Here is a 25,787-nt window from a genome sequence, read left to right on the forward strand (position 1 = left end):
CCGGTCAAAACCAGTTTTTAGTTTTGCCAAATTGTATAGCATCAGAAACCACCAATAAATGGTCAAATGCCAGCGGAGGCAAATTATCAATTGAAAACCAGGCAGCTTCCGCCGCATCATCACCACCCTTTGCCTGCTGATTATTTACGGCGAGTAAACCGGTGTAAGCTATGGATATTGTCCGGTGGCGGGGATCACGATTCACTTCGCCATACGCGTGATATTGAAAAAGCTCAACATCGCTGATACCGGTTTCTTCGTAAAGTTCCCTTGCTGCGGCATCACCGGGGGTTTCTTCCATATCAATAAAACCACCCGGAGCTGCCCACATACCTGCGAAAGGATGCTTAGCTCTTTTAATCAAAAGGACTTCCGTCTTTTTCTCAACTTTTCTGAAAACAACCGCATCAACTGTTACTGCTGGCCGCGGATACGAATAGGTGTATGACATTGCTTATTTTTACTGCGAAAGTTATAAAAAAAATCCTGCCGGGCAGGATTTTTAAACACTTAACTGAAGGCAACTAACACTTAAACACTCTAAATAAAACTTAAATTCCGGCAGCAAAGCAAATATGTGGGGTATCACTTCTGCCGGAATTTCCTATTTAATACATAATAAATTTCAGCATCAGGTTAAATTGCTTCTCTCTTGACTCATCAGCCCTGATAATTAAACTATTTAACTTCTCAATTACATAATCAAGCAATCCGGGGTGTGTAGCTGTACTTTTATGAACCGAAATCTTACCACAGCTATCTGTTGCCATATCAACATTAACAAAACCTTCGAGATGAAATGTCCGGGCAAATTCCGGATATAGAATACTCCGTCCTAATTCTTCGCGCAGCAACTTATGCTCTGCTGCCGCAAACATGGATCGACTGCCTTGCAAGCCAACCACCATAACCAGAGGTATATTGTTTTTCATGAATTGAAAATTTCAACACCTGGGAATAAGCCAAACTCATGCCAAACTTATATCATACTGTATACCTGCATGTTACATTCATTTTAAAACTCAAATACGTCCGGTTTTAACAGTTAACTGTCCGAAACCGAACGCAAATCATTCCATATCTTCGGTCAAATAAGAGGAGGTTTTATATGGGAGAAGCACAACCCAACAGCCAACAACTCTTTACAGATTTGCAAAAAGACAGGGCATGGCTCACCCTGGTTATTTTCAGGAAAGTTTGACGATAATTTTAAAGAAATGAAGCGAAGGCTGCTTTATTCATCTTCCTCTGCCTCTGTTTTAACATCTATGTGCTGACTACTGCCGGCAACAGTGAGCACTATTTCTCCCTTAGGTGGGTTCAAAGAGTAATAAGAGGCCAGTTCAGAAAGTGTACCCCTTTTATTTTCTTCATACATTTTAGTCAATTCACGCGAAACACAAGCTTGCCGGTCAGCACCAAATGCAACGGCAAGTTGTTCTAATGTTTTGACCAAACGAAACGGAGATTCATAAAGCACCATGGTATAAGTGAGCCTGGCAAGAAATGCAAGGCGTGTTTGCCTGCCTTTTTTATGTGGGAGAAATCCTTCAAAATAAAACCTGTCACAAGGCAGACCCGAGTTTACAAGTGCAGGAACAAAAGCTGTTGGTCCGGGAAGACTTTCAACCTCAACACCCATGGCAATGCAGGTTCTGACAAGTAAAAACCCCGGATCAGAAATACCCGGAGTACCAGCATCGGTAACCAAAGCAATGGACTCTCCGGCTGCAATACGACCTGCAATATTTTCAGCGGTTCGGTGTTCGTTATGCATATGATGCGAGGCCAGGCGGTTATCAATACCATAATGTTTGAGCAAAAGCCCTGTTTTCCGGGTATCTTCAGCAAGGATCAGACTTACTTCCTTTAAAACCCTTACAGCCCTGAAGGTCATGTCTTCAAGATTACCAATTGGCGTAGGAACGAGAAATAGTTTAGGCATTGATTCTTTGATTGAAATTATTTATAAAACCCTGCATTTGCACCCATCAGGCTTGCATAATTCACATATGATATGCAAAAACAAAATCTCTTAAAAGCCTGAAAATATCTTCATACTTTGTTAAAGGCAGCTGTTCGGATCTATCAAAAATATTGTGATACTCACGAAACTCCTTACCCATTGAATAGATGAAAACGGCAGGTACACCCGCTTTATAGAACGGACAATGGTCACTGTTACAACTTTCGCCGCGTTCAGCTACTTTGAGCACATAATTATGCTGGTGGTTGATATCGGAGAGCAATTCAAACTGCTTTTTAAATACATTTCCATTGACAACCGTAACACCCTCGCTGCCTGTACCAACCATATCGAGGTTTAAAAGAAAGCTGACTTGTTTAAGCGGGAACAGCGGATGATCAACATAAAATTGCGAGCCAAGCAAACCAGCTTCCTCTCCGGCAAATGCCAGAAAAGCCATACTGCATCGAGGCCTGTTTTCAGCAAGTGCAAAATGCCGGGCCATATCCAACATCATAGCAATCCCGCTTGCATTATCGTTTGCACCCGGAAACAGGGCATTACGGCCCATCATTCCCAAATGGTCGTAATGCGCCGAAATCACGATAAACGAATCGGGCAATTCAGTTCCGGGAATAAACCCAACAACATTCCGAACAGGCATACCGGCAAAAAACTCGGCATTTACATTACATTCTACAACCCTGGGGTTGCGAGGAATGGCTGATTTCAATACTTCAAATACAGGAAATGATTTTTGTCTGAATGCCTGAGAGACACTCCACATTAACTTTTCCTTTGCCTGAGATATTACAAATCCCGCGGCATGTACATAATTAGTTCTGACCAATGAATCAACCAACCTTTGTCGCTCCTTTGGAATATCTGCCTTATCAATCAAGAAGAAGGTTTTTGAAAAATCCTTCCCTGAAAGACGGTTAAGCCTTGACGGCTTGCTAAACACTTTGGATTTAATCGTTTTTAGTTTATATACACCCTTAATATCAGGACTATACGATGCTACCGTAAAATCGCGGCCCGGCACTATATTATTTCCATTTATTGAAAATTCAACCGTATCAGGAAACGTATTAACAGGCATTTCAAAAGATTGAAAAAATGTTGAATTAAACGGCCTCAGTCCAATACGCTCCATTTCAGAAGCAATATACCCGGAAGCTAAGCTGTTTCCTTCATTTATATAACCACGGCCATACATAGCGGGCGACGCCAGGGTGTCAACCAGACAACGGGCATAATGTAAATTCTGAGAAAAACCATGATTCACAAAACCAAACATTACCCCTGTAACAAACAGAAAAATGAGTTTGCTTTTAATCAGCAATCGGCCAAATACATCGTTCATAGGATTTTATAATATTATTTGTCGGCCGTAAGATATCGCCTGGTTACAAACTCGCGAAGCCTGATTAAGACAGCATGTTGTTCATCCCACGCAAATCTGGTGCTCATTTCTGCAAGCAACTGCTCTGCCTGAACCCTGTCTGAGCAATTGTTCAGCAGATTGACAGATTCATTGTAAAGCTCGGCCGAACCATTGAACAGCTCATTGATAAACTGGAATTTCTCATTAATTCCAATGGCTGATTTAATATCATGAATAGGCTTTAGCAACATTTGATCGGCCAATGTTAAGTCATTTTTGCCAGCATTCACTTTATCGTTAACAGAAGGCATATCACTTTTATGAACATCTAAAATAGAAGGCATTGCGAATAAATCGGCTGAAGGCTTTAAAGGCTTATTGGCCACGGTTCCTGAATCTCTGGCGAACTCATGCTCTGCATGAAAATCACTTTTAACCGGAGCAGGTACTTCCTTAGGCGGAACAGAACCAAAATGCGGCTGGTTAGAATGCACGATTTCTGGTTGAACAGCTGGCGCCGGAGGCTCAACAACAGGCGGAACCATATCAGGCGCCACAGGAGGAATTTCAACAGGTGTATCTTTATGTTTTTCAACCTTTTCAACCACCGGCGGTGCATACTGCAAAGGGTCGGCTTTAACCGTAAGTTCAACAGGTTTAAGGCTTTTGAGAATTTCAACTTTCTCATATAACTCCCTTAAAACCGAAAGCATCAAATCTGCATCTATCGGATGCAACGCACCTTCAGGAAGGTTATGAAAACGATTGTGTAGCTTATCAATAAGTTCGCTGATTTCAGCTTTTAATGATTCCATCTTCTATAAAAAATTAATGAAAACCCAAAGTATGCAAACGTGGATAGCCGCTATTTTTGTACATTGCAGGCTTAAAAAAAAGCCCCTGAAAAATAGCATTTCTGTTGCACGAGCAATGTTTCAGAGGATAAAATTAACAAAGAAATCAGTGCAAGCCTAAGAAATGTTTCTCGAAAGCGCCATAAACCCTTCTCAGCGCCGCGGTTGGATTGAAGTTATCTGCGGTTCAATGTTCTCCGGTAAAACCGAAGAACTAATCCGCCGACTTACCCGCGCCCGCATTGCCAAACAACGGGTCGAAATTTTTAAACCTGAAATTGACACCCGTTATGACGCCATTAACGTTGTGTCGCACAATGAGAATTCCATCAACTCTACTCCCGTGCAATCATCAACACAAATTTTGCTTTATGCAAATAATGTGGATGTAGTAGGTATTGATGAAGCACAGTTTTTTGACGATGAACTCATCAGTGTTTGCAACAAACTGGCCAACAGCGGCATTCGCGTAGTAATTGCCGGCCTCGATATGGATTTTGCTGGCAAACCTTTTGGCCCTATCCCTGCATTGCTTGCTACTGCAGAATATGTAACCAAAGTTCACGCCATATGCATGCATTGTGGTAATCTTGCACAGTATTCGCACCGTAAAACCACCGATGAAAAACTGGTAATGCTTGGCGAAACTGAAAGTTATGAACCACTTTGCAGAGATTGTTTCGTAAAGGCCAGAGGTGAAACCCATACAAAAAAGACCTAATTTATTGAAACTGAACCACCTTTACAATCAAGGCCTTTTGCTATCCTGATTCCAGTTTCATGAAATAGCAAATGCACTTTCCCGTTTTTCCTGATAATAAAGAAAAAGACTATCTGCTTTTTAAATGGGGACCCATATTTGCTACCTTGATTTCCCCTTCCCATTTTTTTGTAATTTTGCACTTTATAATTTTCTTCGCATGGCCACTGCTGTTAAACACCTGATGTTATTGCCTTTATTTTGCTTTTTTGTTTTTTCCGGCAAAGCTCTAGCGCAGCTTAATGGTAATGATTCCGTTGTAATTATATCAACCGCAAAAGGTGATATTACAATAAAACTTTATAATGATACTCCGCTGCATCGCGATAATTTTTTGAAACTGGCCAGAGAAAATTTTTTTGACAGCACCCTGTTTCACCGGGTTATCAATAGCTTTATGATTCAGGGAGGCGACCCCGATTCGCGCCATGCTGCCACAGGCATAGAACTTGGCAATGGAGGTCCCGGATATGATATTCCAGCCGAAATAACACTTGCCCATTTTCATAAGCGCGGTGTGCTTGCTGCTGCGCGCGAAAGTGATGATGTTAATCCCAAACGACTCTCTTCCGGCTCACAGTTTTATATAGTTCAGGGAAAAGTTTTCACCCAGGCCGAGCTTACTCAATTTGAAAACAAAGTCAATTTACTGGCTAAACAAAGGCTTTTTACATCATTTCTGGACAAACCTGAAAACCAAGAGCTTAAAAATTATTTCTACGCGCCAAATACACAAAAAGACACGCTGAAATTCAAACAATTGACAGATTCAATAAATGCAAATCTTGAAAAAGAATACGATTTAACTCCTGAATTCAGGTTTTCGGATGAGCAACGCCTGTCCTATTCAACTGTTGGAGGCACTCCCCATCTGGATGGAAAATACACTATCTTTGGCGAAGTTATCAGCGGCATGGAGGTTGTTGACGCAATTGCTGCTGTAAGCACTGATAAAAATGACCGTCCGTTGACCGACATCCCCATCATAGTAAGAATCGTTACCAATAATGAAACGCAACCATGAAAAAATTAAGTTTACTTGTTGCACTGATGCTATTAGCAACTACGTTTATTTTTGCCCAAACACCAAAAACCACTGCATCGGCTCAAAAACAAACCAAAATTCTCATTGAAACTGAATATGGTAATATGACTGCTGTTTTGTACAATGAAACACCACAGCATCGCGATAACTTTTTAAAACTCATTAAGCAGGGCTGGTACAATGGCTCCATCTTTCACCGTGTAATTAAGAATTTTATGATTCAGGGAGGCGGAAAGGAAAACCAGATAAATGACCCCGGGTATACCATTCCTGCTGAATTTGTTTCAAAATACTTTCATAAAAAAGGTGCTCTGGCTGCAGCACGCAGAGCCGATCAGGTAAATCCTTCAAAAGCATCATCGGGCTCTCAGTTCTATATTGTGCAGGGACAGGTTCTTCAGGATCAGCAACTGAATATGATTGAACAGCAATCAAATAAAAAAATCAGCCCCGAAAGGCGCGCCGTATACAAAACCATTGGAGGAACTCCTCATCTTGACGACCAGTACACTGTTTTTGGCGAAGTTATCTCAGGACTGGATGTGATTGACAAAATTGCAGCCGTTCAAACTGCCCCTGGCGACAGACCGGTAAAAGATGTAAAAATGAAAATTACTGTGATTAAATAAACCAGTTCGTTTTACCATTACATATCTGTTGTAAACTCTGTTCTGCTGAACCCCAAAGTGAAGTCAGGCAAATTACAATTTAGTAAAACCTTGTACGCATGAAAGATCAAATCAATAAATATCTGGCTGAAATAGAGTCTTTTTCAGCCAAAACCAAGGAAGAACTTGAGCAATTCCGCATTAAATACTCCGGCAAGAAAGGGATACTCAACGATTTGTTTGCTGAGTTCAAAAATGTGGCAGCAGAAGAACGCCGTGAAATGGGAGTTTTGCTGAATGATCTTAAAGGGAAAGCCCAACAAAAGATTGAAAGTTTGAGGGATAGTCTTGAAGGACAGGAAACCTCGTCAGGTCCTGAATTGGATCTGAGTCTTCCGGCAAATTTTCATGATGCAGGTTCGCGTCATCCATTGATGATTATCAGAAACCGCATGATCGAAATTTTTTCACGCGTTGGATTTACTGTTGCTGAAGGACCTGAGATTGAAGATGACTGGCATAATTTCTCAGCGCTCAATTTTGCACCTGAACATCCGGCCCGCGACATGCAGGATACATTTTTTATTGAAAAAGACCCTGATATCGTTTTGCGCACACACACTTCGAGTGTGCAGGTGAGGGCAATGGAAAAAACCAAACCGCCCATCAGAATGATATTCCCTGGCAGAGTGTATCGCAACGAAGCTATTTCGGCACGCGCCCACTGCTTTTTTCACCAGATTGAAGGTTTGTACGTTGACAAAAACGTAAGTTTTGCCGACCTCCGGCAAACTATGCTCTACTTTGCCAAGGAAATGTTTAGTGAAGATACGCGTATCAGACTCAGACCATCTTACTTCCCGTTTACGGAACCCTCAGCCGAAATGGACATCTCGTGCAATTTGTGTGGTGGCAAAGGCTGCGGATTTTGTAAATATACGGGCTGGGTTGAAATTTTGGGTTGTGGCATGGTGAATCCGAATGTATTGAAAAATTGCGGCATTGATCCGGAGGTATACTCGGGTTTCGCTTTTGGCATGGGGGTTGAACGTATCACCAACCTGGTTTTCAATGTTAAAGACCTGCGTATGTTCTCTGAAAACGACGTACGCTTCCTGCAACAGTTTGAGTCTGCCTGGCAGCAATAATTAACCTGTTGAATTGATGTTGCGCCTGAGCGCCACTCTGCCTTTTTTTAAACAAAACACACCATCTTCTCCAATGGCCCGGAAACGCATTGTTGACCTCGATTTTTTGCGCGGACTGGCCATACTTGGCGTGCTGTTCAGGCATTCATCGTGGGACAACAACTTTGCCAGAGCGGGTTGGGCCGGAGTAGATTTGTTTTTTGTTCTGAGTGGATTTCTGGTATCAGGCCTTCTTTTCAGTGAATATAAAAAATCGGGAAATGTTAGAATCGGCCGTTTTCTGATCAGGCGCGGATTTAAGATTTATCCCACATTTTATTTATTTCTCCTTGTCGCATTTCTCGTCTATCCCCGTATTTCAGGTTCAGCATTTCCCGTCCCCAATATGTTGTCTGAAATCTTTTTTGTTCAGAGCTATTTTCAGGGTTGCTTTATTCATACATGGTCACTTGCCATTGAAGAACACTTTTATCTGCTCCTTTCATTGTTCATATTTATCATGTTTTCGGCCAGATGCATAACCAATAAACCGCTGATGATCTCTTCTCTTTTAACCGGCATATTATTGGTAATTTTATTCAGGCTCCAGTTTGTTTACGCAAACAGAAATGAAGAATTTGTGCCATTGTTTTATACACATTTACGAATGGACGGTATGTTGCTGGGGGTTTTACTTGCCTATCTGTTCTACTTCTCTGATTCATTTTACCGCTTTATAGAAAAGAACAGAACGGCACTTATAGTTCTTGCACTAGCCCTTATCAGTCCATTATTTTATATCAAAGCCGGAGGATTCTTCTTTAATACAATTGGATTTAATTTGATACATCTAGGATTTGGTTTGCTGGTAATTATAGCTGCCCAAGGCCGGCTTGTGGCAAAGCTAACTGAAACCCGGTTACTTAAACCTATTATCAATGCCACGGCCTATACCGGGGTTTATTCCTACTCTATTTATGTCTGGCATTTGCTTTTCAGCGACATCATTGAAAAAGGTTTTCATCTTCAAACCGGTGGACTGCTCTATCTTTTCGTTACAATTACAGGCGGCATCTTACTGTCACTGCTGATTGAGCAAACATTTATTAAAATCCGCGACCGGCTTTTTGCCTGATGATGAAATTCAATCAAAAACCAATCAAAGATTTCTGCTTTATCAAATACTTTTCGGCCCTGCTTTGTGAAATGACTTGACCTGAAGGACTCTTCATCAAAAGTATCAATTCATAGTTTCCGGGTATTTCGGGAGTTCTGATTATCACATCCTGTCTGAATTTCTTATCAATATCAACCCTTAACGGCGTGTTTAATGCTGTTTCAGTGGTTACACCTTTCCATTCATAAGTCATAAAAAAACCAGACTTCCTGCCAGAAAAAAGCACAGAAGGCGAACGATTCACTATTACAGACCAAACCCTGACCCATTCTCCGGCAGCAAAAGTCATGCTTTTATCCACTTCCTGCTTCAATAATACCTGTTGCGTAACGCTGTCACTTATTAATTCAGGCGCTGAATCGTTGTTCAGCATAACATAAGCATTTGAATGCAGGGTAAAATAGTGTGGATTTAAACTACCATCAGGCGCTGTATTTATCCGCCAGAACACATATGATGAATCGGTAAGTTCCATGTAAAGATCTTGAAAAGTATAATCTTCCAGCGTACAGATTGTGACAGTATGTTCAGGCCCGGTTTCAGCAGAAAAGAACATGCTTTCGATTGGATACGACCAGTTAGCTCCCGGAGTAAGCGTATCGGCAAGGTTACGTTCGTCCACCACAAATTTATCAGCCCCTGTTGCCTGAACATACCTGGTTATGTATGATAATTGTACAGTGCGTTGCCTGTAAATTGCAGCATTTTCATAAATCAGTAACAGCCTGAAAGCAGTGAAAACCAATAAAACAAACAAAAGTATTGTAGCAGTAAACTGTTTAACTTCACTGAAAAGACCTGTCATCAGCGGAAATAGCACAACAAAACCCAGAGGGAACCATACCTGCTCATTATATCGCGACCATTCAAAATTTCCGGTATTAAGTGCTGACAATATGATAAATACAACAATTGAAATCAGGTAAATCGCCATTATTTTGAATTTCCTTTGTCGGATCATTTGAATTATCATCCCTAAAGCCATTATAATCAGTGCCCAATAATATTGAAAAAGAAATCCAGCCAGGTGCATGAAAAAAGACAGATTGAACTTTCCTGATATGAATTCCTGTACAATAGAGTTTGCCTTCCCTGATTCATATGAGCTGGCATGCAAATACTTGAGCAGCAAAAAGCCAAGAATGACTAATCCGATAAAAGCATAAAACTTCAAATATTTTAAGCCGTAAACTGATGAGTGAAAAACAATAACCATGATAAGTAATGCAATTCCTACCGGGTGACTGCTCGTCACAAAAAAGGCAATAACTATAAGAAGCAGGTAATGGTATTTATTCAAGCATCCTGAATAAAGTACAGAAGCAAAAAGAACAAGTAAGGCCGCTGCATAATAAAGTTCAAACATAGGCACCAGAAAACCAGTAACAAGACCTGCCACCTGAAGCAAAATCAGCATGATTCCTGAAAATTGATTTCTGAAAATAAAAAATGAAAAGAAAAAAATGAGCAAAGGAAAAAGTACATGATTCAATGAATAAAGCAGAAGTACTGTTTTCAATGGGACTACGAGATTTACGCCTATAACGGGCAAAACCTGCGACAATATGAGGATAAACCGCTGATGTTCAACCCATGGCAAGCGGCTATTGATAACCCTCATAAGATAATAGCCTGAATCGACCAGTAACCTTTCGTGATAAAAAACCACCGAAAGAAATATCAGCACAGCAAATACAGACAGTGGAAAAATGAAAAACCAGCTACGCTTGTTTAAAGCCATAAAACACCATAATATGTACTTCAAAAGTAAAAAAAGATATCAGCATAAATGTGCTGTCCTTACCATATAAAAGGAATGAGTTTTTTTGAAGTTTTGGTATATTCAAGATATGGTAAAAAAGCTTTCTTCAGATATTGTTCCTCAATGTGAAGCTTTATAATAAGTACAATGGTTAAAGCAACTACAAAACCCAGCCGTAACAGACTATAATGCCCGGCAACCATAGGCCAGCAGGTAAGCAGAATAGCGGTATACATCGGGTGACGAATAAATTTATAAGGCCCGTGAGCTATCATTATACCATCAGGCTTTACATGGGGTGAAATATTAAAATTGCCTATTCGAATTGTGTATATAGCGTATAATCCCAGCGCTATACCGGTTATTACTAATAACCCAACCCATAACTTAAGGTTAAGGAGCGGAGTAGTAACCAGCACCAACCCTATAAAAGTAAACTGGAGGATAACCAGCAGCCATGCAAGATATGACTTTCGCGTACCTAACCGTGTAGTGTTAAACATATACAACCAGATTTATAAGTAAACAAAAATACAGGGTTCAGGTTAGAGGCTCCTGAGAAAAAATTAAATGCAGAGCACCTCTTGCTTGTAAAAAAAACAGGGTCATTTGAGAACTTCAAACAACCCTGTTAAAACCAATTGTTATTACATTATTTTGCCAATCTGGCCAGCTTGTTTGATTTTCTGCGTGCAATCTTAATTTTCATTTCATAAACCATAAGATAAAGCGCAGGAACAAGCACCAGCGTGAGGAAAGTAGCAAAACTCAATCCAAAAATAATTGACCATGCCAGCGGCCCCCAGAAAGCTACATTGTCACCACCAATATGAATTTGTGGATTCAATTGAGTGAACATGGTTTCAAAATTCAGGTTGAAACCAACAGCCAGTGGCACAAGACCAAGAATAGTAGCAGTAGCTGTAAGAATAACCGGAGTAATACGGGTCAAACCAGCCTGAAGTATTGCATCACGAGTCTTTAAGCCACGCTCTTTAAGTGTGTCAATAAACTCCACAATAAGAATACCATTTCTCACCACAATTCCACCAAGTGCTACAATACCAAGGCCTGTCATTATGATGGAAATTGACATGTTAAATATTACAATGCCCAGCAACACACCAATAATGCTAAAAATAACTTCGCTGAGAATGATCACCGCTTTACTCAGGGAGTTAAACTGTGTAATCAGGATAAAGAAAATCAGACCAATGGCAATCATCATTGCCTGACCCAAGAAGTTGGACGTTTCGGCCTGATCAACCTGTTCACCGGTTAGTTTAATCTGAACACCATTACTTAGAGGAAAATCAGCGGCCAGTTTTTCAATCTGAGGAACAATTTCGTTGGCAGTATAGCCACTTAGCACGGCGCTCGAAATTGTAATGATACGTTTTAAATCCTGCCGTTTAATTCCTCCATAGGAATCAGCATAGCCGATAGTAGCTACCGATGAAAGCGGAATTTGCCTTAACAAACCTGAGGTCATATCACGGTAGGTAATCTTCAGGTTAATCAGATTATTGATATTCTCGCGGGTATCGGTTGAGTAACGCAATTGAATTGAATACTCATCTTCATCCACTTTGTATTTCGAAACTTCCTTTCCAAGCACTGCTGTGCGCAATTCAGTTGCAATCTGGCCGGTGCTAATACCATATTGATTGGCACGTTCACGGTCGATGTTGAGAACAATCTCAGGCTTATTGTCCTGAAAATCACTTTTCAACTCTTCAATACCAGGAATCTGAAGCGAATCAAGATAATTTTTAAACGCTGCAGCGTCATGAATCAGGTTGGTGAGATTCTCACCTGTAACTTCAATATTGATAGGTTTGCCCGTTGGAGGTCCGGCACGGTTTTTCTCTGCTGAAATTTCAACCCCCGGAATTCCTTTGATCTCATCACGGATTTTATCCAGATAATCATTGGTATTTATACCGTTTCGATATTTAAATTCCACAAAGTTAACCGTAACCTTGCCCTTTTCAGAACTTATCGAACGCGAAAAGTCCATATCATCGCCGGCACCAAGTGCTACATTGCTAATAACCGATTCAACAATTGGATTATCCTTTCCCAGCAATGCAATTACTTTCCCTTCTACAATGCGGGTTACAGAATCGGTAACACGCTGATCGGTACCAATAGGCATTTTCACCATCACATTGATACTGGTGGGCATATTATCGGGGAAGAAAAGCACCTTCGGAGAACGAATACCAACCAGCACAAACGTTACCAAAAACAAACCAATTACAATGAGCAGCAGATACAGAGGGTTTCGTCCGGAAAGAACAAACCTGAGCTGCCTTTCATATAATCTCACAAAGAAAGGCCAGCCTTTTTCCTGCCACCATTTGATGTAAGGGTTGAGCAAAGTGTGGAAAAACAATATAAGTGCTGCAACAAACACCATGAAGTTGCCAATTCCAAAAGCAGTTTCACTGCCATTAACGGCATAGGCAATATAGCTGACAACAGCCAGAAGAATAACAATAATCATTTCAAGCGTTATCTTCTTTCTGAGCTTCTGTTTGTCTGGAGCCTCAAACTCATGCTTCATAAAGGAAATGGCAAATACTGGATTAATAATATAAGCCACAAAAAGTGAAGCAAACAAGGTTAGAATAAGCGTTACCGGAATATAGAACATGAACTCTCCAACAATTCCCGGCCAAAAAGCCAGAGGGAAAAATGGCGCCAATGTGGTTAAAGTTCCTGATAAAATCGGAAGGAAGACTTCACCGGCAGCCTTTTTGGCCGCAATAATTATATTGGGCTCATGCTGATGGGTCCGGTGAATATTTTCAATGACAACAATAGCGTCATCAACCACAATTCCCAGGGCAAAAATAAAGCCGAACATCACAATCATATTCATTGAAAAGCCAAGAGCCGGCATGGCCATAAATGCCACAAACATTGACAAGGGAACAGCAAGTGCCACAAAAAAGGCATTTGTAAATCCCATAAAGAACATCAGTACGATAGTCACCAGTATAAATCCGAAAATAATGGTGTTATTCAGTTCTTCAAGAGTATTTCTGGTATAACGCGATTGTTCTCCCGATTTGGTAACTGTTACATCAGAAGGGAATTCTTTGTTTATTAATTCGTTATTTAAAATATCATTGATTTTATCGGAAGCGTCCAGCAGGTTTTTACCACTTTTTTTGACAACATTCAGCGTGATAACATTATTCCCGTTAAGGCGGGAAAAGCTTTCCTGCTCCTTAAAAGTATCTTTAACTTCCGCCACATCCTTCAAATATACGATAGCTCCACTTGAAGAGTGGATAAGGATATTCCTGATAACTTCCATATTATCAAACTGCCCCTGCACCCTGATAGATCTTTTCATTCCGCTTGAAGTGATGTTACCAGCAGAAATAGTGAGATTTTCAGACGCCACAGCACGTTCAATATCAGACATGGTGACACTTGCAGCCTGAGCTTTGTACATATCAACATTTATCTGAATTTCACGCTCAAGGGCGCCAACAATATCCACACGCGTAATTTCGGTGAGCGACTCTATCTTATCCTGAGCTATTTCAGCATATTTCTTCAATTGATCAAGATCATATTCTCCTGAAATCTGAATATACACAATCGGAATCTCCGAAAAATCAATATCAGCCACGTTCGGGTCATCCAACAGGTTGTTGGGCAAATCCGATTTACTTTTATCCACAGCATCTTTAACGCGCTGTTTGGCTTCAGGCACTTCTATGTCGGTATTAAACTCTATCGCGATGGACGAAAAATCCTGCAATGAATTACTGGTTATCTTCTTTACACCGCTTATCCCTTTCAGCTGCTTTTCAATGGGCCTGGTAACCAGGTTTTCCATGTCTTCAGGTGAAGTTCCCGGATAAACCGTATTGACCAGAATAGTAGGAATAACAATTTCGGGAAATTGTTCTTTTGGGATACTACGGTAGCTCGATATCCCAAGCAGGGTGATAAAAACAGTAAGCACATATATGCTTGTTTTATTATCAATTGCCCAGCTTGTAGCAAAAAACTCCTTGAATTTATTGGCTTTCATATGAATTTCATGGTTAGTTTAGTGGAAATCTTCCAGCCGGTTAATTAACACGAATCAATTGACCATCAACAAGACTGTTATATCCGGTGGTGATTATTTTATCTCCTTCAGTAATCCCTTGTGTAATTTCAGCCATGCCGTTATATGTGTTACCTACAGTCACCATTTGCCTGCGGGCAACCATTTTACCGTTCTCAGCCCGCGAAACAAAAATATATTTACCTGATGACGATTCACGTACAAGTGAAACAGGAATGACGACTGTAGACGGATTGCTATAATCGTTGATTTTCACCACAGCAATCATATTGGCACGGTATTCAACCTTTCCGGGGCCCAGTTTCACTTCTGTAAGAAAAGTACGGTTTACCGGATTGATGTATTTGCTGGTAAAATGAACTTTGGTGCTTATTTCTGTATTGAAATCAGGAAACGAAACCAGAACTTTATCTCCCGGTTTAATTTTAGGTGCATAAGCCTCTGCAATTTCGGCCACTACCTTTGCACTCGAAAAATTGACAACTCTCACAGCAGGCAAACCCGGTGAGGCCATCTGACCAACCTTCAGATTCACCTCTTCAACAGTTCCGTTGATGGGTGATTTAATCTTGGTCATTTCCAGCTGATCGTTCATCGCTGCCAGATTTGATTCAAGGCTCTCCTTGTTGTTCTTTGCTGTCAGGTACTGAACTTCACTACCAATCTGTTTATCCCATAAAGCCTTTTGCTTATTGTAAATATTGGTGGCAAAACTAAGTTGAGTCTTTATATTTTCAACCTGCTGTTTCAACACATTGTTATCAAGTTGCGCAAGAACCTGGCCTTTTTTTACAGCATCGCCTTCTTTCACATACACTGCCACAAGCACGCCGGCCATCTGTGAAGAAACTGCAATATTATCTTCACCATCAACCTTCCCCTGTACTTCAATATAGTGGTTAAACTCGGTTAGTGAAGCTTCAGTAACCGCCACATCCACGAGTTTTTCGTTAGAAACGGTATCACTTATCTTCAGCTCCTCTTCCATTGTTTTTATTTTGGCACTCAATTCGTCCCGTTGCTTTTTAAGCATCTCCAGCTCTGATTTTTTATCAGTGGTATTACCACAGGCTGCTGCAAAAATTACAAGAGCAGAAAAAATTACAATCTTATTTATTGCTTTCATTTATGTAAGATTTTGTGTTTTAATTACAGGTTGTTGGTTAATTTGTCGAGCTTGTTTTTTACGGTTATAAGCTTATAAACCGCATTGTAATAATCACCCTGAGCAGTCAGGTACTGGTTTTGAGCATTGGTCAAATCCATACTGGACGAAAGTCCCTCCTTGTATTTAACCAGTGTTTTTTCATAAATTCTGTTGGTCAGATCTATGTTTTTCTTATTGTTCAGATAGCTTTCAAATGCAGTTGCCATCTCGTTTTTGGCATTGGTGTATTCAAGCTGAAGACCACTTGCCACATTCTCTTTGGTATTCACCACTTTTTGCAATTCCAGTTTGCGCTGTTGTACTTTTACCAGGCGTTGTCCGCTTGAAAAAACGGGAATGCTTAATGAAAGCTGAATAACATCTTTTGGTGTAAAGTCAAATGCAGGCTGATTAACTTTCTCTGAATGCCTGTAAACGGCGGCCAAGCTTGGCAAATAACCGCTCTTTTCGCGTTTCAGACTAAGAACACCCAGTTTTTCCTGTGTTTCCAAAATCTGATAATTGATATTTTGATTCAGGATAAACTTGGATGACAAAGCGGTTTCAAGTGTAACTTCTCCTGCAATGGATTCCAGGTTATCAGTTAATGTTATCTGATTATCAAACGGGAGGCCCAGCTGAAATTTCAACAAATCACGCGATGCATCGGCCTGACGTTTAATAGAGTTCAGGCTGTTGGTGATGTTCAATGTAGTGAGCTCAATTTGATCAACATCTGTATTTTCGATAAATCCCTGTTTATACATCTCACGCATTTCACCCAGCGTTTTGTTGAGATTCTCTAACGATTGAGCCAGGGTGTTTTGTGATTGCTCCAGAACCAGCACAAGGCTATACGTGTTAGAAACCGATTCTTTAAGATCGATGATGGTTTTTTGCTGGCTTTGATCAGACATCAAATAAAACACTTTTGACGCCTGCAAACCAACCAGGTATTCACCACTAAAAACAAGCTGCGTCAAGGTAATATCAAGCGTTGTATTGTCTTTCACACCAAGCTGAATAGGTGCTGAAGGAGAAAACCCCAAATAAACGTTCTCATTCAATATATCTGTGGCAGTGATGGGTGTTCCGTCAGGCAGATTGGTGGTGAGAAAAGTTGTTCCTCCGAGGCTCAGCTCCGGCACTTTAAATAAATGCTGATAATTTACCTGTGCATTTACCTGCGGCAAACCAATAGCTGTCGTTTCCCAAATCTTCTTTTTGGCGAGCTCAAGGTCAATAGACGCGTTTTTTGCATTGGCATTATTCAAAACGGCATACTCCTGAGCCTGCTTCAGACTCAAGGGAGTGGTCTGAGTACTTTTCTCCTGCGCATTTGCGAATATCTGCACCAACAGAAACGGGAGTAAAGTCAATAGTTTTTTGATCAGTGGCATTTTCATGGATTGTTGTATGTTACTTTTTTATTTGTTCTTCGTAATAAGCAAGTCCGGCAGGATTGGCAATGCCTCTGATATGATTATCAAACATTACCTGAAAAACCTTCTCCTGCGAAAAGTCGACAGATGATAAAAATTCAGGATCGTGCACATCTATCAGTTTTTGCACGTATAATTTGGCGACAAGGTCAGCGTCAAGATCTGTACGATATATTCCTTCTCTCCCTCCCTGTTCCAGATTCTCCTTAATTTTTTTGTAAACATGCTCTCGTTTGGCATTTACAAAATTGCGGTACAGCACAGGGTAAAATTTCTCCAAATCAAACGCAATTGATGGATTCAACTCCTTTATTTCGTCACTTACCCTCACACTTACCTGAAGCAAAATATCAATGGCATTCATTGGAACATCTCCTTCAGTAATACAGGATGTACTATCCGAAACAACATGCTTCAGCAATTTTTCAATCAAATCTGTTTTATTCTCAACATACTGATACAGCGTCTTTTTCGACATACTCAACTCCTTTGCAATATCATCCATCGATATACTCCGGATACCATATTTACGGAATAAGGTGCCCGATGTCTTGAGAATCATTCCAAGTTTTTCATCCATAGGTATTCAAATTTTCGGCAAAAGTACACATTTATGGAAACATTTTACCCTTTAAACGTTTCTTTGTTTATTTTGTTTACATATTTTGTTTGTATTACACAAAACATTTCTTCTGCCTAATCGATGTGCAAAAGTATCCTGACAGCACGCTTATATAAAATATAAATCGGCAGACCGGCATTTTAGCAGGATGAAAGGGTGTATTAAAAGGATAAACAGAAATAAAATCTGAAGCAGGCAACACTTGAGAAGCACAAAAAAAAGCCCCGTAACAAGCAATTACGGGGCTTTTCATCTATATTGATCGCTTATTTGAGCTCAAAACTGCTTTGTCCGATTTCAAAATCATCTGAATATACTGAAACCACATAAACGCCTGCCGGAAGATCATCTTTGATTGACCGGTTAATCCAGTATAAACATAAATCAATAGACTGATTCTGGTAATTGACTGTTTCTTTAATTGAGTACTGAAGGATTTCTCCTTTATAATTAAATGCGTATTCGTCACCTTTGCCCCTGGCCAGAATCATTTTATCAGGTCGTGAAATACGGACATAAACGTCTTTACGACCAGCCGATAAAAGAGGATTTTCGCTTAAGGTGAAACAAACTTTTATTTTTTCAACACGTTTGGCTTTATCAGTAACTCTTTCCTTATCGCCATTGCCTCTTACACCTGCTCCGGTTATTTTATAAGCTTTTAACACAGCGGCACTGCTTACTTTTTCAGAAAGGGCTTCCTTATCCTTTAACAGTGAGCTGCTTTTTTGCTGTTCTTTTTGGTAACTTGATCTTATCTGTTCATTTTCTTCACGCAGTTCGCGATTAACGGTATAAAGCGAATCCATTTGTTTCAAATAGCCTTGCGATATTACTCTCAACCGGTCCAGTTTTTTCTTTACCTTATAAAATTCATACTGAGTATCGAGTAGTTTTCTGATTTCAATGGCATTAGCCTGAATCAAACTATCCTTGCCCGCAAGTGAATCGGAAAGAGCTCCGTAATTAAGCTTTATAGAATTGTGTTCTGTAAGAAGAGAATCCAGTTCGTGTTGCAATTCAACCCGTTGCATTTCTTTTTCTTCCAGCATATTGCCGAGCCGGGAACGTGTTGACAAATAAAGCCATGCAAGCAATGCCAATGCAGCTACAAGCACAGCTATTATAATTATCCACGTCCTGTTTTTATTCTCTCTCTCGCCATTGCCATTATAACTGCTGATATTCTCCATTTTTGATGATTGTTATAGGGTTCAATTTTCAAGAAGCATTATTAAATTGATAACGCCATGTATTTTGCAAAATTATTCGATTTTTCAGTAATAAAACTATTTTTTATTCTTTTACCTGAACAAGATTTTTAATATCTCGACAGACTTTGCCGGAATACAACTCTCACACCGAAATGCCCAAAACTCAATTATAAAAGGTACAGAATTCTTGTTTTTGAGATTTAAACACCGGCTTTATATCCGATAGGGATTAATTATGCCCGACAAAACTCAAGGCATTGTAAGATTTCGAAAATCAATATAAATATACCATTTTAAAACGGTTTATTTCATTTTACCAGCTCAATTATTTAATTACGGTAAATTGGCAAGCAGGTGCCTGACAAAGCAACGGCTTCAGATCACATGACATCAATACTCATACAAATTGCAAGTATAATTACGATTGATGCCTTGCCAGACAATACTCCCGGACGATTATTCCCAACATCCGGATATTTACTTTTACAGATAAAAAAAAGGCAATCTTTGTCTGACTGCCTTTTTTTAAGACTTTGGAAGAGATTAATGTCCCCCGGCACCTTCAGGTTGCCTGAATTTATCGTCAGTTTTTTCAATAATCATGCGATAGTATGATTCATCATAACCAGGAAATTTAACTATCGGATTTTGATTATCACCATCCTTCACCTTCACATTCCCGTCGAGGAACTTAGTAAACAAATGCCTGTATAATTCCTTCCATCTGGCAACAGTACTGTTTCCCTGATTTACAGAATAATCTGTTAAAAACTCAAGCGCACTTGCGGGGTTAGTTTGATATAGTTCGAGGGCGGCTTTATCTACTACCGGAGTATATGCGATAAACTTTCCCTCAAGCGCAGATTGCACTTTTTGAATATCTACAATCATATCTTTGTAACGAGTATAGGCCAGATTTGAAACCTGGTTAAAGACCCAAAAAGCTGCATCATCACTAAATTCCATCATTCTTCCATTGCCAACGGCATAAGATTCTGGCACCTTAGTAATTCCACAATACATAGGAACGTAAACTGTTGAATAGGTATCATCAACTCCAAACCAGAGAATTCCTCCGATAGGATTAGGCAACCAGCCTCTTGACTGGGCAACAAACGAGAAACCTGTTTGTTGGGTTGAAATAGCTCTTTCGTGAAAGTAACCTACGCCATCAACCTTCCATGTCATTGGCCTCCAGCGGACAATTGACTGGTAGGGGCCGGCTCCGATGTCTTTGGTCATATCCAGATCGGTGCCCTGATAATAATCTCTCATCATTCCCATTACATCACTCACACTAAGTTTCTTATCTGGTTTAATCCAAAGAGGCATGCGGTTTTTTAAATCATGGCCTTTGGCATATTCCAGATATTTATCCATTCCGCTTCCAACCTTATTAAAACCAGCCCAAACTCTGGCTTCGCAAAAGCGGGCTCCCCCAAAATCAACCGGGGCATAGGTATCTGAAAAGCTAAAATCTTTATCCTCGCCATTAAAATACCCTTTTTCGCGGGCGAAACTAATGACATCGGGAGCGTAAATACAGTTTTCCGGATCATTTAACGGAAATGTAGTAATTCTGGCCTGATTGGCATGTCCTGAAATATAACCATCAGGTATGCGTCTGGCAACCCATACAGCTCCTTTGTTGTAAACAGTACGGATTCTTCCCCGCTTGTCTTTTACCGAAGAAGGTGAGCCTTTGCCAATCATTTCAAGAATCCATACTTCATTAGGGTCAGCAATTGAAAACGACTCGCCTGAACTGTAATAACCATATTCAGCAACCAGTTCGCCCATAATACGAATAGCTTCTCTGGCTGTTTTAGCGCGCTGGAGAGTCAGATACATAAGGCTGCCATAATCAATAATGCCTGTTGTATCAACCAGCTCTTCCTTACCACCATATGTGGTTTCGCCAATAGAAACCTGAAATTCATTCATATTCCCAACCACTGAAAAGGTATGAGAAACCTGTTTTATTTTTCCCAGATATTTTCCCGTATCCCATTCATAAACATCAACCATTTCGCCTGCAGGATAATCGGCTGCTGGTCTGAAATACAACTCGCCATAAAGAACGTGGGAATCAGCAGCATAGGTAATCATGGTTGACCCATCGGCAGAAGCGCCTTTGGTAATTAAAAAATTAGTACATGCAACCGCATGACTGAAAACCGATGTTAAGGCAAGCAAAACAAGGGTAAGAAAGCTCAATTTTCGCATAATGAATAATTATTAAATTTTTAGTATTGACCATTCAAAAACATTCCTGAAAGCAACATTTTCATACAATTGAAAACCAATTGATTTTATTGCATTCGGGCGGCCAAAATACAAAAAAAATATGGAGACAGAGATAAAGTAATCATCATAAGCTTCATTTTATTCGGCCTGGAACTGAGCTCTATTATTCAAATGAATACTATATTTGCGCTGAACATTTGCAAATCCGGATTGTTTGTTAAATTTGTCACTTTCATATCATACAAATTAATTATGGCCGAAACTATCACCGGTAAAATTTCCCAAATCATTGGACCTGTTGTTGACGTAGCATTTGAACAGGACGGAAAATTACCTAACATTTACGATGCGCTTGAAGTTACAAATGATGATGGTCACACCATTGTGCTTGAATGCCAGCAAGACATAGGCGAAAGCACAGTACGAACCATAGCCATGGACTCAACCGACGGGTTGCGCAGGGGGCTTCCGGTTATTTCACTCGGCAGGCCTATTTCAATGCCAGTGGGCGAAGATGTTAAAGGCCGGTTATTTAATGTAATAGGAACTCCAATTGACGGGTTAAAGAAAGTGTCAGGCGAACACAGCTACGCCATTCACAGAGAAGCCCCGAAATTTGAAAACCTTACGACTCAAAAAGAAGTATTGTATACAGGAATAAAAGTTATTGACCTTATTGAACCCTATTCAAAGGGAGGTAAAATTGGTTTGTTTGGTGGTGCCGGTGTTGGTAAAACCGTAATCATCATGGAACTGATTAACAATATTGCCAAGCGTTATTCCGGCATGTCCGTATTTTCTGGTGTTGGTGAACGCACCCGCGAAGGAAACGATTTGTTACGTGAAATGATAGAATCAGGAGTTATTCGCTATGGCGATGCCTTTACCGAAGGTATGGAAAAAGGCGAATGGGATCTTGACAAGGTTGACATGAATGAATTATTGAAATCTCAGGCCACTTTGGTGTTCGGTCAGATGAATGAACCTCCCGGAGCTCGTGCCAGGGTTGCTCTTTCAGGACTGACAATGGCTGAATATTTCCGGGACGGAGACGATAAAAGCGGTGGTCGTGATATATTATTTTTCGTCGACAATATCTTTCGCTTTACACAGGCAGGCTCTGAAGTGTCAGCATTGCTCGGCCGTATGCCATCAGCTGTAGGATACCAACCCACCCTGGCTACTGAAATGGGAATCATGCAGGAGCGCATTACTTCTACTAAAAGAGGATCCATTACATCGGTGCAGGCCGTGTATGTACCTGCCGACGACCTAACAGATCCTGCCCCTGCAACTACTTTTGCACATCTTGATGCTACTACCGTATTAAGCAGAAAAATTGCAGAATTAGGAATTTATCCGGCTGTTGATCCCCTTGACTCAACTTCACGAATCCTTTCACCTGATGTTGTTGGTGAAGACCATTACAATACAGCCCTCAGGGTAAAAGAAATATTACAGCGCTACAAAGAGCTTCAGGATATTATTGCAATTCTTGGTATGGATGAGCTTTCAGAAGAAGACAAGCTGGTAGTTACCCGTGCACGCCGTGTTCAGCGCTTTTTATCACAACCATTTCATGTGGCCACTCAATTTACTGGAATACCCGGAACATTTGTTTCCATTGAAGACACTATAAAAGGATTTAAAATGATTCTTGATGGTGAAATGGATGAATATCCCGAAGCCGCTTTCAACCTTGTTGGAACAATTGAAGAAGCCATTGAAAAGGGCAAGAAAATGCTCGAGAGTAAGTAATTTTATTAACCCTGAATGTTAAAAATGACGCTGGAAATAATCACCCCTGACCAAATCCTGTTCAACGGAGAAGTGAAACTGGTTCAATTACCGGGCAAATCAGGTTCTTTTGAAGTTCTTGACAATCACGCCCCTATGATAGCCTCGCTTAAAAAAGGCAGGATAAGGATTATTGAACCGGACAAGAGCACACGTGAAATAGAAATTAACGGAGGAACCATTAAGGTGCAGGATAACAAGGTTTTAATACTTGCCAGTTAAAGAATTCATCATTATAAATAAAAAAAACCGACAAATTACTGTCGGTTTTTTTTGTGGTATCGGCCGGGATCGAACCAGCGACACATGGATTTTCAGTCCATTGCTCTACCGACTGAGCTACGATACCGGTTAAGCGGTTGCAAAGTTACGTAAGAAATTTTCATTTTAACAAATATTTTAATAATATTTCTTGAACAAGGGCTAAAATCAGGTACTTTTGCTGCCCTGTTGACACGCACAATGCGTGAATATCAAGAAATTATCTAAAGATAAAAAAATCAAGTTCAAGCATGAATTTTATTCAGGAACCTGACAAACTGGTAATTGACCTGGGAAATTCCAGGGTAAAAGTGGCCACTTTTACCAATGGAGTGCTTGATGTGCTTAACATTATTGAGAATCCCACACCTGAAAAACTGGCCAAACTTGATTTCAGCACTCATGCCTTTAAAGCAGCAATTATCAGTTCTGTTGCTGGAGATCCTCAACCTTATCTGAAACTCTTTCCTGACATTCAATGGATCGTGTTGGATCACCACACACCTTTGCCGATAGTAAACAAATACCTGACGCCCGACACATTGGGCAAAGATCGGATTGCGGCTGTAATTGGTGCAAATCAAATGTTTCACAACTCCAATGTGCTCGTAATTGATGCAGGCACAGCAATTACCTACGATTTCGTAAATTGTAAAGGCGAATACCTGGGAGGAAGCATCTCCCCCGGCATGCATATTCGTTTTAAAGCGCTGAATACTTTTACACAACGCTTGCCGTTATTAAAAAAACAAGAAATTGATTTTTTAACAGGAAGGAATACCGAAGAATCTATTTTATCAGGTGTAATCAATGGAATACGTCTTGAAATTGACGGTATAATTGAAGAATACAAACAAACCTGGCCTAATCTGAAAACAATTCTTACAGGAGGAGACACGATTTATTTTGAAAAAATCCTGAAAAATAACATCTTTGCAGTGCCAAATCTGGTTCTGAATGGTTTAAAACTAATACTCGATTATAACTTTGAAAAGTAAACACATTACAAAACTGCTGGCAATACTGGCTTTTGTTACAATAAGCGGTCAGATTTCTGCCCAAAACAGAATAAGTTCTCCCTATTCAAGATTTGGCATCGGAGATCTATTGAGCAACAACGGGGTTTTCAATATGGCCATGGGAGGAATCTCATACGGCGTTTATTCCCCCTACTTTGTCAATAACTCTAACCCTGCCTCCTACGTAGCATTTGATTCTCTTTCATTTATTTTTGATGTAGGCGCTTTTGCCAAACTTTCAACGTTAAGCAATCAAAACATCAGTCAAAAAGCCAACTTTGCCTCTCTGGGAAATCTGAAGTTTGGCTTCCCTGTTACCAAATGGTGGAAAAGCAGCTTCGGATTACAGCCTTACAGCATGACCGGCTACAGCATGCTCGACAGCCAAGTGGATGCAAATCAGGGAAATGTAAATTTCCTTTATGAAGGAGATGGAGGAATCAGCCAGTTTTATTTCGGCAACAGCTATTCTCTTACCCGCAACCTGAGCGTTGGATTCAACCTGTCTTATCTGTTCGGCACTTTGAACAAATCAAGCAGAAGCGAATTTCCTGACTCATTGTTAAAATTAAATTACAATGTTCTGAACTCTGCAAAGGTTCACGATGTTTATCTTGATTATGGGTTATTTTTTCATAAACAACTGGCATCGGGCTTACAATACAATGCCGGGCTTGTGTTCAGCACTAATTCAAACATCAGTGCCACAGAAAACCGGTTGGGATACACATACTTCATCGGAAGTACAGGCGTTGAGCTGATTCGCGACACCGTACTCAACGAACCGGAAGTTAAAGGAAACATACTATTACCTGCTAACGCTGGATTCGGATTTTCGTTAGGAAAAACTGATAAATGGATGGCAGGAGCTGATATTCAATGGCAACAATGGGAAAAATTTAAATATTTCGGCGTTAGTGACTCACTGAAAAACAGTCTGAGAATTTCGGTCGGAGGCTCGTACACCCCTTCCATAACAACAGTTTCAGGGTACTGGCAAAGAATCACCTACCGCGCAGGATTAAAGTATTCTTCAAGTTATCTTGAATTGCGCGGAAAGAATATTGACGAGTTTGGCATAAGTCTTGGTGTAGGATTACCACTACCACGTACAAGGTCAACCATTAATCTGGCAGCAGAGTTTGGCACACGCGGTACAACTTCAAATAATCTGATAAAAGACAACTATGTAAAATTCACACTTGGTCTTTCAATTTTTGAGAGATGGTTCATTATCAGAAAATACGATTGATAAA

22 protein-coding genes and 1 tRNA gene are annotated in these 25,787 nt (G+C 40.3%); 9 read left to right on the forward strand and 14 right to left on the reverse strand.

The annotated features are described in order from the left end of the window. Positions 1 to 4 precede the first annotated feature (4 nt). The 5 genes from H6541_09915 to H6541_09935 all read right to left on the reverse strand — a co-directional run bounded on the left by H6541_09915 (position 5) and on the right by H6541_09935 (position 4,168). Complete coding sequence (locus H6541_09915; protein ID MCB9016099.1) at positions 5 to 451, reverse strand: NUDIX hydrolase; 447 nt, start codon at positions 449 to 451, stop codon at positions 5 to 7. A gap of 157 nt (positions 452 to 608) precedes the next feature. Further along, on the reverse strand, positions 609 to 932 hold the full coding sequence (locus H6541_09920; protein ID MCB9016100.1) for a hypothetical protein: 324 nt from the start codon (positions 930 to 932) through the stop codon (positions 609 to 611). 302 nt (positions 933 to 1,234) lie between these two features. Next, entirely contained in the window at positions 1,235 to 1,945 is a 711-nt protein-coding gene (rsmI, locus tag H6541_09925; protein MCB9016101.1) for a 16S rRNA (cytidine(1402)-2'-O)-methyltransferase, read from the reverse strand. A 61-nt stretch (positions 1,946 to 2,006) separates the two neighbouring features. Next, positions 2,007 to 3,332 (reverse strand): M28 family peptidase, encoded by a 1,326-nt coding sequence (locus H6541_09930; protein MCB9016102.1) that lies wholly within the window; start codon positions 3,330 to 3,332, stop codon positions 2,007 to 2,009. 14 nt (positions 3,333 to 3,346) lie between these two features. Then, positions 3,347 to 4,168, reverse strand: a complete 822-nt coding sequence (locus tag H6541_09935; protein MCB9016103.1) for a hypothetical protein — start codon at positions 4,166 to 4,168, stop codon at positions 3,347 to 3,349. 163 nt (positions 4,169 to 4,331) lie between these two features. Here H6541_09935 and H6541_09940 point away from each other — a divergent pair, with 163 nt between their 5' ends. The 5 genes from H6541_09940 (at position 4,332) to H6541_09960 (ending at position 8,882) form a co-directional block, all read left to right on the forward strand. Further along, on the forward strand, positions 4,332 to 4,928 hold the full coding sequence (locus H6541_09940; protein MCB9016104.1) for a thymidine kinase: 597 nt from the start codon (positions 4,332 to 4,334) through the stop codon (positions 4,926 to 4,928). A 223-nt stretch (positions 4,929 to 5,151) separates the two neighbouring features. Further along, positions 5,152 to 5,991 carry a peptidylprolyl isomerase gene (locus H6541_09945; GenBank protein ID MCB9016105.1) on the forward strand — a complete coding sequence of 280 codons (840 nt, stop codon included), beginning with the start codon at positions 5,152 to 5,154 and terminating at the stop codon, positions 5,989 to 5,991. Next, a complete protein-coding gene (locus H6541_09950) occupies positions 5,988 to 6,641 on the forward strand; it encodes a peptidylprolyl isomerase (GenBank protein ID MCB9016106.1) in 654 nt (217 codons plus the stop codon). The genes H6541_09945 and H6541_09950 overlap by 4 nt, the downstream gene beginning before the upstream one ends. Positions 6,642 to 6,739: 98 nt before the next feature. Beyond that, on the forward strand, positions 6,740 to 7,768 hold the full coding sequence (pheS, locus tag H6541_09955; protein ID MCB9016107.1) for a phenylalanine--tRNA ligase subunit alpha: 1,029 nt from the start codon (positions 6,740 to 6,742) through the stop codon (positions 7,766 to 7,768). A 16-nt stretch (positions 7,769 to 7,784) separates the two neighbouring features. Beyond that, positions 7,785 to 8,882, forward strand: a complete 1,098-nt coding sequence (locus H6541_09960) for an acyltransferase (protein MCB9016108.1) — start codon at positions 7,785 to 7,787, stop codon at positions 8,880 to 8,882. A 13-nt stretch (positions 8,883 to 8,895) separates the two neighbouring features. Here the strand turns inward: H6541_09960 and H6541_09965 are convergent, their stop codons facing one another. From H6541_09965 to H6541_10000, 8 genes are all read right to left on the reverse strand, one after another. Next, on the reverse strand, positions 8,896 to 10,665 hold the full coding sequence (locus H6541_09965) for a hypothetical protein (protein MCB9016109.1): 1,770 nt from the start codon (positions 10,663 to 10,665) through the stop codon (positions 8,896 to 8,898). 59 nt (positions 10,666 to 10,724) lie between these two features. Next, positions 10,725 to 11,189 carry an isoprenylcysteine carboxylmethyltransferase family protein gene (locus H6541_09970; protein ID MCB9016110.1) on the reverse strand — a complete coding sequence of 155 codons (465 nt, stop codon included), beginning with the start codon at positions 11,187 to 11,189 and terminating at the stop codon, positions 10,725 to 10,727. Positions 11,190 to 11,338: 149 nt separating this feature from the next. Next, positions 11,339 to 14,743: an efflux RND transporter permease subunit gene (locus tag H6541_09975; protein ID MCB9016111.1), complete on the reverse strand. Its 3,405-nt coding sequence runs from the start codon at positions 14,741 to 14,743 to the stop codon at positions 11,339 to 11,341. A 40-nt stretch (positions 14,744 to 14,783) separates the two neighbouring features. After that, entirely contained in the window at positions 14,784 to 15,908 is a 1,125-nt protein-coding gene (locus H6541_09980) for an efflux RND transporter periplasmic adaptor subunit (GenBank protein MCB9016112.1), read from the reverse strand. A gap of 23 nt (positions 15,909 to 15,931) precedes the next feature. After that, positions 15,932 to 17,329, reverse strand: coding sequence for a TolC family protein (locus H6541_09985; GenBank protein MCB9016113.1), 1,398 nt, complete (start codon positions 17,327 to 17,329; stop codon positions 15,932 to 15,934). Between the two features lie 19 nt (positions 17,330 to 17,348). Next, positions 17,349 to 17,951, reverse strand: coding sequence for a TetR/AcrR family transcriptional regulator (locus H6541_09990; GenBank protein ID MCB9016114.1), 603 nt, complete (start codon positions 17,949 to 17,951; stop codon positions 17,349 to 17,351). A gap of 308 nt (positions 17,952 to 18,259) precedes the next feature. Beyond that, positions 18,260 to 19,186: a hypothetical protein gene (locus H6541_09995; GenBank protein MCB9016115.1), complete on the reverse strand. Its 927-nt coding sequence runs from the start codon at positions 19,184 to 19,186 to the stop codon at positions 18,260 to 18,262. A 564-nt stretch (positions 19,187 to 19,750) separates the two neighbouring features. Then, complete coding sequence (locus tag H6541_10000) at positions 19,751 to 21,433, reverse strand: C69 family dipeptidase (protein MCB9016116.1); 1,683 nt, start codon at positions 21,431 to 21,433, stop codon at positions 19,751 to 19,753. A gap of 273 nt (positions 21,434 to 21,706) precedes the next feature. Here H6541_10000 and H6541_10005 point away from each other — a divergent pair, with 273 nt between their 5' ends. After that, the gene (locus H6541_10005; protein ID MCB9016117.1) at positions 21,707 to 23,212 is read left to right on the forward strand and encodes a F0F1 ATP synthase subunit beta; all 1,506 of its coding nucleotides are present in this window, start codon (positions 21,707 to 21,709) and stop codon (positions 23,210 to 23,212) included. A gap of 24 nt (positions 23,213 to 23,236) precedes the next feature. Next, positions 23,237 to 23,473 carry an ATP synthase F1 subunit epsilon gene (gene atpC, locus H6541_10010; GenBank protein ID MCB9016118.1) on the forward strand — a complete coding sequence of 79 codons (237 nt, stop codon included), beginning with the start codon at positions 23,237 to 23,239 and terminating at the stop codon, positions 23,471 to 23,473. Between the two features lie 54 nt (positions 23,474 to 23,527). Here the strand turns inward: atpC and H6541_10015 are convergent. Beyond that, positions 23,528 to 23,600 (reverse strand) — tRNA-Phe (locus H6541_10015). A gap of 163 nt (positions 23,601 to 23,763) precedes the next feature. Here H6541_10015 and H6541_10020 point away from each other — a divergent pair. Together H6541_10020 and H6541_10025 are read left to right on the forward strand one after the other, a co-directional pair. After that, complete coding sequence (locus tag H6541_10020) at positions 23,764 to 24,510, forward strand: type III pantothenate kinase (protein ID MCB9016119.1); 747 nt, start codon at positions 23,764 to 23,766, stop codon at positions 24,508 to 24,510. Next, complete coding sequence (locus H6541_10025; GenBank protein ID MCB9016120.1) at positions 24,500 to 25,783, forward strand: hypothetical protein; 1,284 nt, start codon at positions 24,500 to 24,502, stop codon at positions 25,781 to 25,783. Before H6541_10020 ends, H6541_10025 begins: the two co-directional genes overlap by 11 nt. Positions 25,784 to 25,787: the final 4 nt, after the last annotated feature.

It is taken from the genome of Lentimicrobiaceae bacterium (genome assembly GCA_020636745.1).
GTDB lineage: Bacteria > Bacteroidota > Bacteroidia > Bacteroidales > Lentimicrobiaceae > Lentimicrobium.

Coding starts and splice junctions, on each gene's coding strand:
- H6541_09980 (MCB9016112.1), bottom strand. CDS start 15,908: ATGAAAGCAATAAATAAGATTGTAATTTTTTCTGCTCTTGTAATTTTT.
- H6541_10005 (MCB9016117.1), top strand. CDS start 21,707: ATGGCCGAAACTATCACCGGTAAAATTTCCCAAATCATTGGACCTGTT.
- H6541_09970 (MCB9016110.1), bottom strand. CDS start 11,189: ATGTTTAACACTACACGGTTAGGTACGCGAAAGTCATATCTTGCATGG.
- H6541_09930 (MCB9016102.1), bottom strand. CDS start 3,332: ATGAACGATGTATTTGGCCGATTGCTGATTAAAAGCAAACTCATTTTT.
- H6541_10000 (MCB9016116.1), bottom strand. CDS start 21,433: ATGCGAAAATTGAGCTTTCTTACCCTTGTTTTGCTTGCCTTAACATCG.
- rsmI (MCB9016101.1), bottom strand. CDS start 1,945: ATGCCTAAACTATTTCTCGTTCCTACGCCAATTGGTAATCTTGAAGAC.
- H6541_09965 (MCB9016109.1), bottom strand. CDS start 10,665: ATGGCTTTAAACAAGCGTAGCTGGTTTTTCATTTTTCCACTGTCTGTA.
- H6541_09975 (MCB9016111.1), bottom strand. CDS start 14,743: ATGAAAGCCAATAAATTCAAGGAGTTTTTTGCTACAAGCTGGGCAATT.
- H6541_09920 (MCB9016100.1), bottom strand. CDS start 932: ATGAAAAACAATATACCTCTGGTTATGGTGGTTGGCTTGCAAGGCAGT.
- H6541_10020 (MCB9016119.1), top strand. CDS start 23,764: ATGAATTTTATTCAGGAACCTGACAAACTGGTAATTGACCTGGGAAAT.
- pheS (MCB9016107.1), top strand. CDS start 6,740: ATGAAAGATCAAATCAATAAATATCTGGCTGAAATAGAGTCTTTTTCA.
- H6541_09995 (MCB9016115.1), bottom strand. CDS start 19,186: ATGGAGAATATCAGCAGTTATAATGGCAATGGCGAGAGAGAGAATAAA.
- H6541_09960 (MCB9016108.1), top strand. CDS start 7,785: ATGTTGCGCCTGAGCGCCACTCTGCCTTTTTTTAAACAAAACACACCA.
- H6541_09990 (MCB9016114.1), bottom strand. CDS start 17,951: ATGGATGAAAAACTTGGAATGATTCTCAAGACATCGGGCACCTTATTC.
- H6541_09950 (MCB9016106.1), top strand. CDS start 5,988: ATGAAAAAATTAAGTTTACTTGTTGCACTGATGCTATTAGCAACTACG.
- H6541_09915 (MCB9016099.1), bottom strand. CDS start 451: ATGTCATACACCTATTCGTATCCGCGGCCAGCAGTAACAGTTGATGCG.
- H6541_09945 (MCB9016105.1), top strand. CDS start 5,152: ATGTTATTGCCTTTATTTTGCTTTTTTGTTTTTTCCGGCAAAGCTCTA.
- H6541_09940 (MCB9016104.1), top strand. CDS start 4,332: ATGTTTCTCGAAAGCGCCATAAACCCTTCTCAGCGCCGCGGTTGGATT.
- H6541_09985 (MCB9016113.1), bottom strand. CDS start 17,329: ATGCCACTGATCAAAAAACTATTGACTTTACTCCCGTTTCTGTTGGTG.
- H6541_09935 (MCB9016103.1), bottom strand. CDS start 4,168: ATGGAATCATTAAAAGCTGAAATCAGCGAACTTATTGATAAGCTACAC.
- atpC (MCB9016118.1), top strand. CDS start 23,237: ATGACGCTGGAAATAATCACCCCTGACCAAATCCTGTTCAACGGAGAA.